The organism is Photobacterium makurazakiensis (genome assembly GCF_050336715.1).
GTDB classification, from domain to species: domain Bacteria; phylum Pseudomonadota; class Gammaproteobacteria; order Enterobacterales; family Vibrionaceae; genus Photobacterium; species Photobacterium makurazakiensis.
This window is the reverse complement of the sequence record NZ_JAKJSJ010000009.1, coordinates 388,444-401,344: the sequence shown is the minus strand read 5'-3', so window position 1 is coordinate 401,344 and position 12,901 is coordinate 388,444. Positions and strand designations below refer to the sequence as shown.

Genomic DNA, 12,901 nt, shown 5'->3' with positions numbered 1-12,901 from the left:
ACTCCGTCAAAACCAATTTACCGAGCTACTTTGACGTTATTATATGTGATCTTGTTCACATTACTTTTGTCTGATTTATAAAAAAAGCATCAAAATAAAAATCAGCATAATTATTAGAGTGAGGAGTGAACAATGGCTCCATGTTTTTGTGCACTCAAGCACAAAAAAAACGTCAATTTAAAATTAAACGAAAATGACGTTTTCGTATCATTATGATTTAAATGATGTTTTATTGTTTTGTGGTTTTTAGATTTGAAGTGGATCACTTTTGCTAGCGACTAAATTGACGCTGATAAATAACTCAATATATTTGTCTGTATTAAGAAACGAGCCCTTTCTTGTTTCAGTTAATAATATGATTTGATGGGTATGTAGAGATGTTAAAAAGAAACTTAATTGCAGTATCTGTATTGGCCGGGTTAGCAGGGTGTTCGATCACACCGTCTTCGGAACAACAAGTGGTTAATTCACTAGCAAACAACCTTGATATTCAATATGCGGTATTAACAAATCATGGGGCAAACGAAGGCCTTGGCTGTCAAGAACTAGGCGCTGAGTTTGCATCATGTAACAAAGTGAACATGACGCTTGTTAACCAAGGTGAAGCCATTGAATCTAGCGATTGGGCTATTTATTTCCACAGTATCCGTTTGATTCTAGATATTGATAGTGACGAGTTTAAGATCACCCGTGTAACAGGTGACCTACATAAGCTAGAACCAACGGACAAGTTTGATGGTTTTGCGGCAGGTGAAGAAGTGGTACTGCCACTGATTAGTGAATTCTGGCAGCTATTTGAAACAGACTTTATGCCAGGAGCGTTTGTTGCTGCACCAAATGCAAAGCCGAAAATGATTGCATCTCTTAATACAGAAGATATCGGATCATTTGTAACTGGGCTGGAAGGCAATAATTTAAAGCGTACGCCAGATGACAATAATGTAATGGCAACTGCGATTACTCGTTTTGAAAAAAACGCAGACATTGACACACAAGATGTAACAACGACACTGTTACCAACGCCAATGTCAGTTGAAATCGGCGAAGGAACAGTGAGTATCGCTGGTGGTCTGAACTTACCCAAAGATGTGTTTGATGCGGCGCAATTCACGGCTATCGAAGATCGAGCTGGTATCGTGAATGTCGATGTACGTGGTGATCTGCCTGTCAGTATTGATATTACTTCAGCTGATTTTACAGGAGATTTTGCGAAGTCTGGTGCTTATGAGTTAAGTATTCAGCCAAGCGGCATTACCATTAAAGCCTTCGATAATGCTGGTGCTTTCTACGCCGTACAATCGATTTTTGGTTTGGTCGACAGCCAGAATGCTCAGTCTCTACCAGAGGTCGTTATTAACGATGTGCCTCGTTTTGAATACCGCGGCATAATGGTTGACGTTGCCCGTAACTTCCACTCTAAAGAGGCGATTCTTGCAACGCTAGATCAAATGGCAGCGTACAAGATGAACAAACTGCACCTTCACCTGACTGATGATGAAGGCTGGCGTCTTGAAATCCCTGGTCTGCCAGAGCTCACTGACATTGGTTCAAACCGCTGTTTTGACTTGGAAGAGAAGAGCTGTCTATTGCCTCAGTTAGGCTCTGGCCCAACAACAGACAACTTCGGTTCTGGCTACTTTAGCAAAACGGACTATGTCGAGATCCTGAAATATGCGAAAGCACGTGAAATTGAAGTGATCCCAGAAATCGATATGCCAGCACACGCCCGTGCTGCGGTAGTTTCAATGGAAGCTCGCTACGATCGTCTTATGGCGGAAGGTAAAGAAGCAGAAGCTAACGAATATCGCTTGATGGATGCGGAAGATACGTCAAATGTCACAACGGTTCAGTTCTACGATAAGCAGAGCTTTATCAATCCATGTCTTGACTCTTCCACTCACTTTATTGACAAGGTCATTTCTGAAGTAGCAGCAATGCACCAAGAAGCGGGCGTGCCATTAACAACTTGGCACTTTGGTGGCGATGAAGCGAAAAATATTAAACTGGGTGCTGGTTTTCAAGATATCAATGCAGAAGAAAAAGTAAACTGGAAAGGTACGATAGATCTATCGGCTCAAGACATACCATTTGCTCAATCTCCGCAGTGTCAGGCATTAATTGCTGATGGTACCGTTAGCGATTTCGCGCACTTACCAAGCTATATGGCAGAAGAAGTCTCGAAGATTGTTGCAGAGAAAGGGATCCCTAATTTCCAAGCATGGGAAGATGGCCTAAAGTACAGCGAAGGCGCGCAGGCTTTTGCGACAGAAAACACCCGCGTTAACTTCTGGGATGTTCTGTACTGGGGTGGAAGTGCCACTGTGTATGAGTGGGCAGCGAACGGTTATGACGTGATTGTTTCTAACCCAGATTATATGTACATGGACTTCCCTTATGAAGTGGACGCCAAAGAGCGTGGTTACTACTGGGCAACTCGTGCAACGGATACGCGTAAGATGTTCACCTTTGCACCTGAAAATATGCCACAAAACGCGGAAACCTCGTTAGATCGCGATGGCAATGGTTTTACTGCTGAAGGTGAAATCGAAGCACAGCCATTCTATGGTTTGTCCGCTCAGTTATGGTCTGAAACTGTTCGCACCGACGAGCAATATGAATACATGGTGTTCCCACGCGTATTAGCAGCGGCAGAGCGAGCTTGGCACCGAGCGGATTGGGAAAACGACTACAAGGCAGGTGTGGAATATTCGCAGCAGACTAACTTGGTTAATGATGAGTTGCTGACTCAAGATTGGAACCGATTTGCCAATGTACTCGGTCAGCGTGAACTCGCTAAATTAGAGAAATCAGGTATTGATTACCGCTTACCTGTTCCAGGCGCGAAAATTGAGGGTGGCAAGCTGGCAATGAATGTTCAGTTCCCTGGTGTTGAGCTTCAATACTCCGTTGATGGCGGTGAAAACTGGATAACATATTTTGATGAACAAAAACCGAGTGTAAGTGGAAACGTCGAGATCCGTTCTGTATCTGCAACAGGTGATCGAGCGAGTCGAGTGACCACCGTTAAGTAACTGCACGGCCATTTAATCGGCTCTCTAGATTGTTAGGGAGCCTTTTTTATGTCATCTATACTGCCCATCTAACCTTTAGAAACTCTATTTCTATGATGGGTTTCTATGTGGAATGTTGTTATTGGGCCTTATATTTTGGCTCACTATTTTAATTCCCCGCTTATTGCGGGTTTTTTTTATACATATCGACAAACAATGCATACTATTTGTTGAGTCGGCCCCCATAATTATGGATCATAGGGGGTTCAAAAATCCTGTAAGCACACGAGGTGTAATTGATGAGTGAATCTGAAGCTCGTCCAACAAACTTTATCCGCCAAATTATTGATGCGGATTTAGCGAGTGGCAAACATACAAGCGTACATACCCGATTCCCGCCGGAGCCGAATGGCTACCTGCATATCGGCCATGCGAAATCTATTTGTTTGAACTTCGGTATTGCTCAGGACTATCAGGGTCAATGTAATCTGCGTTTTGATGATACAAACCCTGAGAAAGAAGACATCGAATACGTTGAGTCTATTAAGAACGATGTTAACTGGTTAGGCTTTGAGTGGAGCGATGAGATTTGTTATTCATCGAACTACTTCGATAAGCTACACGGGTTTGCTATTGAATTAATTAATAAAGGCTTAGCGTATGTTGATGAGCTAAGTCCAGAGCAAATGCGTGAGTACCGTGGCACACTTACCGAAGCTGGTAAGCACAGCCCATATCGCGATCGCAGCGTAGAAGAAAACCTTGAGCTGTTCGACAAAATGAAGAACGGCGAAATCGAAGAAGGCAAAATGAGCCTGCGCGCTAAAATCGACATGGCATCACCATTTATGGTTTTGCGTGATCCGGTTATTTACCGTGTACGTTTTGCGACTCACCACCAGACTGGTGACAAATGGTGCATCTACCCGATGTACGATTTCACCCATTGTATTTCTGATGCGCTAGAGGGTATTACACACTCTATCTGTACATTGGAATTTATGGACAACCGCCGTCTGTATGATTGGGTACTGGACAATATTACGATTGATTGTCAGCCACGTCAGTATGAGTTCAGCCGTTTAAACCTTGAATATACTGTAATGTCAAAACGTAAGCTTAACCAGCTTGTTACTGACAATTTGGTATCAGGGTGGGATGATCCACGTATGCCGACGATTTCTGGTCTGCGTCGTCGTGGTTTCACCTCTGCGTCTATTCGTGAATTCTGTAAGCGCATTGGTGTGACTAAGCAAGACAACACCATTGAAATGAGCTCTCTAGAGTCATGCATCCGTGATGATTTGAACGAAAACGCACCACGTGCGATGGCTGTTCTTGATCCGATCAAAGTTGTTATTGAAAACTTTGATGGTGAAGCGGAAATGCTTGAAGTCGCTAATCATCCGAACAAGCCAGAAATGGGCAGCCGTACTGTACCGTTTACTCGTGAAGTCTACATCGAGCGTGAAGATTTCCGTGAAGAAGCAAACAAGAAATATAAGCGTTTGGTTCTGGGTAAAGAAGTACGTTTACGTGGTGCTTATGTCATTAAAGCTGAGCGTATCGAAAAAGACGAAGAAGGTAACATTACAACTATCTTCTGTACTTACGATAACGAAACGTTGGGTCAAAATCCGGCTGATGGCCGTAAAGTAAAAGGCGTAATTCATTGGGTTTCAGCAACGCAAGGTCTTCCTGCTGAAATTCGTTTGTATGACCGCTTGTTTACGATTCCGAACCCAGGGGCTGCGGATGACTTTGTATCCGTGATTAACCCTGAGTCACTGACAGTGATGAACGGCTTTGTTGAACCATCTTTGGTTTCTGCTGAAGCTGAGAAGGCACTCCAGTTTGAGCGTACAGGTTACTTCTGTACCGACAGCAAAGATTCTTCTGCTGAGAAACTGGTATTCAACCGTACTGTTGGTCTTCGTGATACATGGGCTAAAATCGGCGATTAATTTGCGGATTTTTGCGAATAAAAAACCAGCCATGTGGCTGGTTTTTTTATATCTGGATAATCATTCTTAAGTGGCTAAGTGTTGAGCGCTTAGCTTTTATATTTTTATAATAGCGAATTAATTATCGTGGGTTATGAAGGGTTTCGTCTTCTGAACAGTTACCTTCAATACAGTGACCGTAGAGGTATAAGCTGTGGTTTGTCAGGCGAACATTAAAGCTTGAAGCAATTTCTTTTTGACGTTCTTCGATAACATCATCAGAAAATTCAATTACTTTGCCGCAATCCAAACACACTAAGTGATCATGGTGATGTTGCGTAGCCAGTTCGAAAACAGATTTACCACCTTCGAAGTGATGACGAGTCACAATGCCAGCATCATCAAATTGGTTTAAAACTCGGTAAACCGTTGCCAGACCAATTTCTTCACCAATATCGATTAATTTTTTATACAAGTCTTCAGCACTGATATGTTGGCAGTCAGGTTGCTGTAATACTTCCAAAATTTTCAGACGTGGAAGTGTAACCTTAAGGCCTGCTTGCTTGAGTGCATGATTATTATCTGACATTCGAGTTTCCTATTGGCTATCCACATCAACATGATGCGGTAGTCTTTCTCTTCTTTACTTATTATAAGTGACCACAAGGTAACAATAAACCTCAAAGCGGGTCAATCTTGCTGATATCTAACTTTTCTTTTTGTTGTTAGTTTGTTGTCAAAATGTACATTTCGATTTTAGGGGAGTAATATTTGTCTCATCGTACCAGTTTGAAGGTTAGACGCTATGTATCGTTTCTATAAACCAGCCATCGTCAGGCTGGCTCTGAATTTATGGCCTCCCTTTTGGGGATCAGGAATCAGTATCATTCGTATTTCTAATGACTTTAAAAGCGTACGGATAAAGCTTAAGTTAAGATGGTGGAATAAAAATGCTAATCGAACTCAATATGGCGGCAGTATCTTTTCACTCACAGACCCTGTTTATGCCTTGATGCTGATTGGGTTGTTAGGCCGGCAATATTATGTCTGGGATAAGCATGCTGAAATCAGTTTTATCAAGCCGGGCAATAGTGACTTGTATGCTGATTTTATAATAAGTGATAGCTGTTTAAATGAGATTCTTCAGGCTACAGTGGCAGGTGAGAAGTACTTCCCTGAGTTTTGTGTACAAGTAAAAAATGCAGATGGTGAGATTGTATCTGAAGTGAAGCGTACGCTTTATGTCAGGAAGAAACCAGGGTACCGAGCGGAAGCTGATAATCTCAAACAAGAGGAATTAACATCATAGTCATAGTGTTAGGTAGATTGCAGATAAAAAAACGCCAGAGCAGAGCTCTGGCGTTTTTGGTTATTCGGTGAAATTAATCTGCTAGTTCAGCTAGGCACATTTCATCAAAAATTTGCTTAACCCACTGGGTAACGCGTTCTTCGGTCAATTCAGGCTGACGATCTTCATCAACACATAGGCCGATGAAATTATTTTCATCAACTAGTGCTTTAGATGCTTCAAATTCAAAGCCTTCTGTTGGGAAGTGGCCAACAATGGTTGCACCACGGCCTTCAATGATGTCACGTACTGTACCCATCGCATCACAGAAGTACTCAGCGTAGTCTTCCTGATCGCCACAGCCGAAGATAGCAACTAGCTTGGTAGAGAAATCGATGTTCTCTAACTCAGGGAAGAAGTCATCCCAATCACACTGTGCTTCACCGTAGTACCATGTTGGGATACCCAGTAGTAGAAGATCAAAATTGTCGATATCTTCTTTGCTGCTTTTCGCGATATCTTTAACTTCAACTAAGTTTTTACCTAGTTGCTTCTGGATCATTTTAGCGACTGCTTCTGTATTACCAGTGTCGCTACCAAAGAAGAGTCCTACACTCGCCATAGTAGAAATTACCCGTATTAATTGTTGACCGTTAGCCTGACTGCTAACGAGGTACATTATTCGTTGCTAGGCGCTATGCCTGATAGCCAATGATAACTATTTCGATCTACGAGTCTATGCGATTTAATGATCAAAACCCACCATTGGTTAAATTTATTATCTCAACGTTAACCGATGCCAGCCCCTTCCCAGCTAAGCTGGATAAGACCTTTAGTAATGAAGCCAGTACAGCCTAAAAATAGGACTAACCAGACAATTTTGCGTCCAAAAGGTGGTACATTACCTTGCTTCAGCACATCTTTAATGGCCATACCAATAAAGAAAAAAATGGCAGCAAATAGTAAGTCCAAACCAATGGATTCAAGCAAGTCCATATGCTCATACAACATTAATGTCTCCTTACCTGATCATTGCTAATGTTGAGCTTGGCGCGAACTATACCACAGACAGTAGCCACCTGTTAACGGCTAAGCGGCTTGTAAGAAGTTCAAAATGATACGATTTACGGTCTCTGGTTTTTCTGCGTGCAGCCAGTGTCCAGTATTCGCGACCATATGTGCTTTTGCACTCGGAAATTGACGGTTTATCGCTTCTCGATGCTCAGGCAAGATGTAGTCAGAATTCTGCCCTTTAATAAATAATGTTTTACCATGATAAGTCGGCACGTCTTGCCAACCCATAATCGTATCGTAGTTCGCGATAAGCCCTTCGACATTAAAACGCCAGCCATACTCTCCGTTATCTTGCTTGGCGAATGATTTAAGCAGGAACTGACGTACGCCAGGTTCTACTACATGCATTGCCAGATAGCTTTCCGCTTCACTGCGCTTACTGACAGTGTGTTTAGCCACTTCGCGTAAGCCCGCGAAAACATTTTGATGGCGATGAACATGGTAATGAATAGGGGCCATATCGAGGACGAGAAGCTGCTCTAATCGATTGCCAGCTATTTCTGTCAGCGCCATAGCGACTTTCCCGCCCATAGAATGACCAATAACTGAAAATTGCTCGATGTTGAGTTCATCAATCACACTCAAAACATCTGCGGCCATTTCACGGTAGGTAAAATGAGGGCTATGTGGTGAACGGCCATGGTTACGTAGATCAACACTGATCACTTTATATTTATCTTTCAACGATCTGGCGAGTAGGCCTAAATTGTCGGCACTGCCAAACAAACCATGGATCAAGATGATCGCGCTTCCTTCGCCATTCACTTGGTAATGAAGATTCACAGACTATTTTCTCTTGTTGTTAACGCTTTACCGTAGAGTATAACCTCGGATCACGTTATAATCTCACGGTGATTTTTAAACGGAACGATAATGAACACTACGATGAAGACTATTGAGGTAGACGAAGAGCTATATCGTTACATCGCTAGCCAAACGCAACATATTGGCGAGAGCGCATCTGATATCTTACGCCGATTGCTTATGATGCCAGATCAAGACGCGATTGCTGTGCAGCCAGAGGCCGTTATGCCTGTTCGTCCTAAGGGGATCGTGGTTAGCAAAGATGCTGGTAATGTAGCCCAGACTGATCGCGTTAAAGAAATGCGCAGTCTGCTGATCTCTGATGAGTTTGCTGCTCAGGAAAAAGCGATTGGTCGATTTATGCTGGTTTTATCCTCGCTTTATCATATCGATCCGCAGGGTTTTGCCGAAGCTGCGGCCATTAAAGGCCGTACTCGTGTCTATTTTGCTGAAAGTGAGGAAACACTATTAGCAAGCGGCAAAACGACCAAGCCAAAATCGATCCCAGAAACGCCATTCTGGGTGATCACGAATACTAATACTGATCGCAAACGTCAGATGGTTGAGCAACTGATGGGTAAAATGAACTTCGGTGCAGATATCGTTGAAAAAGTTTGCGGTGAAATTTAACAGGCATTATGCCTATTTGTCTTACAAGGATAAGTTTAATGGCGATTCATCCTCGCGCTGGGCAGCAAGCTCAGCAAGAAGATATGCACAATATTCCTGCGTTGGTGGCGAATTATTTCCTGATTGAGCCAAGTGCTCAAAACCCGCAGCAGAAAGTGGCATTTGGCACATCTGGTCATCGCGGTACTGCCGACAAAGGCACCTTCAATCAGCACCATATTTGGGCAATTGCTCAAGCTGTTGCCGAAGTACGCACTGCTAATGGGGTAACTGGCCCGCTATTTTTGGGTAAAGATACCCACGCATTATCTGAGCCAGCTTTTACCTCAACACTAGAAGTACTGGTTGCTAATGGTGTTCAGGTCGTTATCCAAAAAGATCGCGGTTATACGCCAACACCGGGTATTTCTCACGCGATCCTTTGCCATAACGAAGCTAATGATGCGAAAGCAGACGGTATCGTTATTACGCCTTCACATAATCCACCTCAAGATGGCGGTATTAAATATAACCCTGTCCATGGTGGTCCTGCTGAAGGTGCTTTAACAACAGCTATCGAAACCCGCGCCAATGAAATCATTGCTGCTGGTTTAGTTGATGTTAAGCGTGTTTCAATTGCAGATGCCTTTGCTAGCGACTTTGTTGAAGAGCATGATTTGGTTGCTCCGTACGTTGATGATCTTGTTAATGTTGTCGACATGGCTGCGATTCAGAAAGCAAACCTGAAAATCGGTGTTGATCCACTGGGTGGTTCTGGTATCGAATACTGGCGTCAAATTGGTCAATATTACAATCTTGACCTGACGTTGGTGAACGAGTTTATCGATCCGTCATTCCGCTTTATGTCATTAGATAAAGATGGCGCAGTGCGTATGGACTGTTCATCACCTTATGCGATGGCAGGCTTGCTTGCGCATAAAGACAAGTATGACTTAGCGTTCGGTAACGACCCAGATTATGACCGCCATGGTATCGTGACGCCTGCTGGACTAATGAACCCTAACCACTTCTTAGCGGTTTGTATTGATTACCTATATCGCCACCGTCCAGACTGGGGTCAGGATGTTGCCGTTGGTAAGACATTGGTTTCAAGTGCGTTGATCGACCGTGTTGTTGCTGATCTAGGCCGAGAACTTTGCGAAGTGCCTGTTGGCTTCAAATGGTTTGTTGATGGTCTATACAGCGGTGAGCTGGGCTTTGGTGGTGAAGAGAGTGCTGGTGCATCTTTCTTACGACTGAATGGTACACCATGGTCAACAGATAAAGACGGTATCCTTTTATGTCTGTTAGCCGCTGAAATTACGGCTGTTACGGGTAAGAACCCGCAACAATACTATGATGAGCTGGCGGCTAAGCATGGCGCATCAGAGTATAACCGTATTCAAGCTGTAGCGAATGGTGAGCAAAAAGCAGTACTTAGCAAATTGTCTCCCGAAATGGTTGCCGCTGAAACGCTAGCGGGTGAAACGATTACTGCGCGCCTGACTCATGCGTCGGGTAACGGTGCGGCAATTGGTGGCCTGAAAGTAACCACTGAAAACGGTTGGTTTGCAGCTCGCCCATCAGGTACTGAAGATATTTATAAAATTTACTGTGAAAGCTTTAAAGGTAAAGAGCACCTTGCACTTATCGAAAAAGAAGCACAGGAAATTGTGAGTAAGGTATTTGCTGACGCAGGCATCTAAGCTGGTTAGCTTTTTCTTACGATTAAAAACGCCCGCATGTCGGGCGTTTTTTTATCTCTGCAATTTTATGCTGACGTTTGCTGGCTTATTCGCCAGTATTAGGCCAGCACTCTGGCATCACAAACCAGATTTGATTATCGGGCGCGATAGCCATTGTTGGGTGGCTGACGTTTAATAGTTGGTCGTGATGTTCAACTTGATCAAAGGTTGGAGGGGCTATCCACTGTGGTTTCGAGATGCTTCGTAAGTTGAACTTGTACGCTTGTGAACAATAGCACCAAAGGCCGCTAGCAGCATTGGGGTTCAGCGTGATGGATGAGCCGGAATAATCCTGTTGGCAAGGGTAGAATAATCGGCCTTGCATTATGAGGCGGTGTACTTGTGGCGTACCGTATTGAGAGGAAAATTGGTTCTCATAAGCTGAATGCTGTGACATCGAAAGTTGGTGTGCCAACATTCGTTCGGCTTTCTTATCAAGATTATCGCGGGCATTGGGCCCAGGCCAAGATTGCTCAAAAGCCAGATAAAACTTAATTGCCACCTCCCAATGTTCAAGCTGCCCTGTTAGTTCATTTCTGACAATAAAATCAATCGCCCCTAAGGTTTGTTTATTGTGCGTTAGCTGCAGCTCTTCAGCAATAAGCGTGTAGTGCGGATGGTGAGTAATCAGCTGTTGCCAAAGCCACTGATAAAAGAAGCCAAGCCGATGGTTACCTCTATATTCTTGTGCTGGTGGAAGCACCGCGTGAATGCGAAAGGCATCGAACCAAGTTTGATCGGCAATTAATTCATGGCCAGCAAGTAGCGGGGGGAGCTGCAAAATCGCTTGAGCGCTATTATTCATAAATTCTTCAATAGGCGCGGTGTTGTATTTCAGAGACATAGATACCATTTTATCGTGTGTAGGCTGATGCAAGGCTTATCTTGTTAAGTACTGAGCTATAACTTAGGGTGTTTACTCTAATCATTATCCTTACTATAAGTAAGATTACTAAATGATTGGAGAGGGCGATATGTATAAACATTATTCAACATCGTACATTTTACTACGCCGTACCTTTGTGGTCGTTGCTGGCGTGAGTACTTTTCCCATAATGATTTTTACTTCCATGTATACTCGCTCAAAACTCTATAGCTACTTACATCGAATGTGGCTGAAAACCAGCGATAAGCCCGTTTGGCTTATCGAAAGTGAACATGCTGTAGAAGAACTATACTAGGTTAATTGTGCTTTAGTCACATGGATACCACGTATATGCGTAAAAAGCTGCACACATGCAGCTTTTTTAATGCCTGATTTTCGAGATAGAATATAGAAAACAGATAGAGTGTCGGTGAGTCATTATGACACTCAAAAATACGCTATCTTGAGGTTGCTTAAGCATGCGGCTAAAGAAGGAATAAAAAATATGAATAATATTAAGCTTGAGTCTGAACTCAACAAGTTGCTAAGTCCTCATTTAATTAAAGATTATTGCCCGAACGGTCTTCAGGTTGAAGGTAACGTAGAAGTAAAAAAAATCATTACAGGCGTTACTGCGTGTCAGGCACTGATTGACCATGCAATTGCAGAAAAAGCAGACGCGATATTGGTTCATCACGGCTTTTTTTGGAAAGGTGAACCCGCTGAGATCCGTGGTATGAAGTTTCGACGTATTAAAGCATTGATTGAAAATGGTATTAACTTATATGCTTATCACTTACCGTTGGATGTTCACCCTGAACTCGGTAATAACGCACAATTGGCCAAATTATTAGGTATAGAAGTGCTTGGCGGGCTGGAAGACGGCAACCCTAACTCTGTTGCTATTTATGGTCAACTAGAGCAGCCACTAACTGGTGATGAGCTAGCCGCGCGACTTGCAATTACACTACATCGAGAGCCGTTACATATTGGTGATAATTCTCCGAAAGAAATTAAAACGGTGGGTTGGTGTACTGGTGGTGGCCAAGATTATATTGAATTAGCAGCACAAAAAGGACTGGATGCTTTTATTTCTGGTGAGATTTCCGAAAGAACAGTTCATATTTCCCGAGAATTAGGTATTCATTATTATAGTGCAGGACACCATGCAACAGAGCGTTATGGCATTAAAGCGTTAGGTGAATATTTAGCAATAAAATATGATTTAGATATTAATTTTATCGATATTGATAACCCTGTTTAGGTCTGATTCAGCTATATAGAATAATAAAAGGCTCGCCATTTCTAATGCCGAGCCTTTTATTTTGTGTTGTAAAATTACATACATCGAAAATATGGAGGTGTTGATTCTGTTAGATCTGGGTCTAATTAATATAATCTTTCATTTTTTTACAGGTTTTTAATGTGCTTTCGGTCGGTTTTTTGACTTTCGTCAAAAGATGGGCCTGAATTACGGTCTCGAGTTCGAAATATAATTACAACCATGAATCAATCCGATAATTTAAATTAACTCGTTTGATATACCTTGAATTGTTTATTCA

The 12,901-nt window shown here is 42.8% G+C and carries 12 protein-coding genes; 7 read left to right on the top strand and 5 right to left on the bottom strand.

Annotated elements, in window-relative coordinates:
* Nucleotides 1–377 precede the first annotated feature (377 nt).
* Both L4D09_RS02120 and glnS read left to right on the top strand, forming a co-directional pair.
* Nucleotides 378–3,032: a beta-N-acetylhexosaminidase gene (locus L4D09_RS02120; protein WP_428455834.1), complete on the top strand. Its 2,655-nt coding sequence runs from the start codon at nt 378–380 to the stop codon at nt 3,030–3,032.
* Nucleotides 3,033–3,310: 278 nt separating this feature from the next.
* Complete coding sequence (gene glnS, locus L4D09_RS02115; RefSeq protein WP_428455833.1) at nt 3,311–4,975, top strand: glutamine--tRNA ligase; 1,665 nt, start codon at nt 3,311–3,313, stop codon at nt 4,973–4,975.
* A 121-nt stretch (nt 4,976–5,096) separates the two neighbouring features.
* On the opposite strand, the gene fur is transcribed toward glnS, so the two are convergent.
* A complete protein-coding gene (gene fur / locus L4D09_RS02110; protein ID WP_428455832.1) occupies nt 5,097–5,543 on the bottom strand; it encodes a ferric iron uptake transcriptional regulator in 447 nt (148 codons plus the stop codon).
* 216 nt (nt 5,544–5,759) lie between these two features.
* Here fur and L4D09_RS02105 point away from each other — a divergent pair, with 216 nt between their 5' ends.
* Nucleotides 5,760–6,263, top strand: coding sequence for a DUF4442 domain-containing protein (locus tag L4D09_RS02105; protein ID WP_428455831.1), 504 nt, complete (start codon nt 5,760–5,762; stop codon nt 6,261–6,263).
* 73 nt (nt 6,264–6,336) lie between these two features.
* On the opposite strand, the gene fldA is transcribed toward L4D09_RS02105, so the two are convergent.
* From fldA to L4D09_RS02090, 3 genes are all read right to left on the bottom strand, one after another.
* A complete protein-coding gene (gene fldA / locus L4D09_RS02100) occupies nt 6,337–6,864 on the bottom strand; it encodes a flavodoxin FldA (protein ID WP_428455908.1) in 528 nt (175 codons plus the stop codon).
* Between the two features lie 167 nt (nt 6,865–7,031).
* Nucleotides 7,032–7,253 carry a DUF2788 domain-containing protein gene (locus L4D09_RS02095; RefSeq protein ID WP_428455830.1) on the bottom strand — a complete coding sequence of 74 codons (222 nt, stop codon included), beginning with the start codon at nt 7,251–7,253 and terminating at the stop codon, nt 7,032–7,034.
* A gap of 78 nt (nt 7,254–7,331) precedes the next feature.
* Nucleotides 7,332–8,099 carry an alpha/beta fold hydrolase gene (locus L4D09_RS02090; RefSeq protein WP_428455829.1) on the bottom strand — a complete coding sequence of 256 codons (768 nt, stop codon included), beginning with the start codon at nt 8,097–8,099 and terminating at the stop codon, nt 7,332–7,334.
* A 102-nt stretch (nt 8,100–8,201) separates the two neighbouring features.
* Between L4D09_RS02090 and seqA the strand changes: the two genes are divergently transcribed.
* Both seqA and pgm read left to right on the top strand, forming a co-directional pair.
* Nucleotides 8,202–8,750 carry a replication initiation negative regulator SeqA gene (gene seqA / locus L4D09_RS02085; RefSeq protein WP_428455907.1) on the top strand — a complete coding sequence of 183 codons (549 nt, stop codon included), beginning with the start codon at nt 8,202–8,204 and terminating at the stop codon, nt 8,748–8,750.
* 38 nt (nt 8,751–8,788) lie between these two features.
* Nucleotides 8,789–10,435 carry a phosphoglucomutase (alpha-D-glucose-1,6-bisphosphate-dependent) gene (gene pgm / locus L4D09_RS02080; protein WP_428455828.1) on the top strand — a complete coding sequence of 549 codons (1,647 nt, stop codon included), beginning with the start codon at nt 8,789–8,791 and terminating at the stop codon, nt 10,433–10,435.
* 85 nt (nt 10,436–10,520) lie between these two features.
* On the opposite strand, the gene L4D09_RS02075 is transcribed toward pgm, so the two are convergent.
* On the bottom strand, nt 10,521–11,279 hold the full coding sequence (locus L4D09_RS02075; RefSeq protein ID WP_428455827.1) for a DUF1853 family protein: 759 nt from the start codon (nt 11,277–11,279) through the stop codon (nt 10,521–10,523).
* A 169-nt stretch (nt 11,280–11,448) separates the two neighbouring features.
* On the opposite strand from L4D09_RS02075, the gene L4D09_RS02070 reads away from it, so the two are divergent.
* Nucleotides 11,449–11,655: a DUF2517 family protein gene (locus L4D09_RS02070; protein WP_428455826.1), complete on the top strand. Its 207-nt coding sequence runs from the start codon at nt 11,449–11,451 to the stop codon at nt 11,653–11,655.
* 189 nt (nt 11,656–11,844) lie between these two features.
* On the top strand, nt 11,845–12,603 hold the full coding sequence (locus L4D09_RS02065) for a Nif3-like dinuclear metal center hexameric protein (protein ID WP_428455825.1): 759 nt from the start codon (nt 11,845–11,847) through the stop codon (nt 12,601–12,603).
* The last annotated feature ends 298 nt before the right edge of the window (nt 12,604–12,901 follow it).

Excerpts from the sequence above, each read along its gene's own strand:
- fur (WP_428455832.1), bottom strand. The coding sequence starts at position 5,543 with ATGTCAGATAATAATCATGCACTCAAGCAAGCAGGCCTTAAGGTTACA.
- L4D09_RS02065 (WP_428455825.1), top strand. The coding sequence starts at position 11,845 with ATGAATAATATTAAGCTTGAGTCTGAACTCAACAAGTTGCTAAGTCCT.
- pgm (WP_428455828.1), top strand. The coding sequence starts at position 8,789 with ATGGCGATTCATCCTCGCGCTGGGCAGCAAGCTCAGCAAGAAGATATG.
- seqA (WP_428455907.1), top strand. The coding sequence starts at position 8,202 with ATGAAGACTATTGAGGTAGACGAAGAGCTATATCGTTACATCGCTAGC.
- L4D09_RS02105 (WP_428455831.1), top strand. The coding sequence starts at position 5,760 with ATGTATCGTTTCTATAAACCAGCCATCGTCAGGCTGGCTCTGAATTTA.
- L4D09_RS02120 (WP_428455834.1), top strand. The coding sequence starts at position 378 with ATGTTAAAAAGAAACTTAATTGCAGTATCTGTATTGGCCGGGTTAGCA.
- L4D09_RS02095 (WP_428455830.1), bottom strand. The coding sequence starts at position 7,253 with ATGTTGTATGAGCATATGGACTTGCTTGAATCCATTGGTTTGGACTTA.
- glnS (WP_428455833.1), top strand. The coding sequence starts at position 3,311 with ATGAGTGAATCTGAAGCTCGTCCAACAAACTTTATCCGCCAAATTATT.
- fldA (WP_428455908.1), bottom strand. The coding sequence starts at position 6,864 with ATGGCGAGTGTAGGACTCTTCTTTGGTAGCGACACTGGTAATACAGAA.
- L4D09_RS02075 (WP_428455827.1), bottom strand. The coding sequence starts at position 11,279 with ATGAATAATAGCGCTCAAGCGATTTTGCAGCTCCCCCCGCTACTTGCT.
- L4D09_RS02070 (WP_428455826.1), top strand. The coding sequence starts at position 11,449 with ATGTATAAACATTATTCAACATCGTACATTTTACTACGCCGTACCTTT.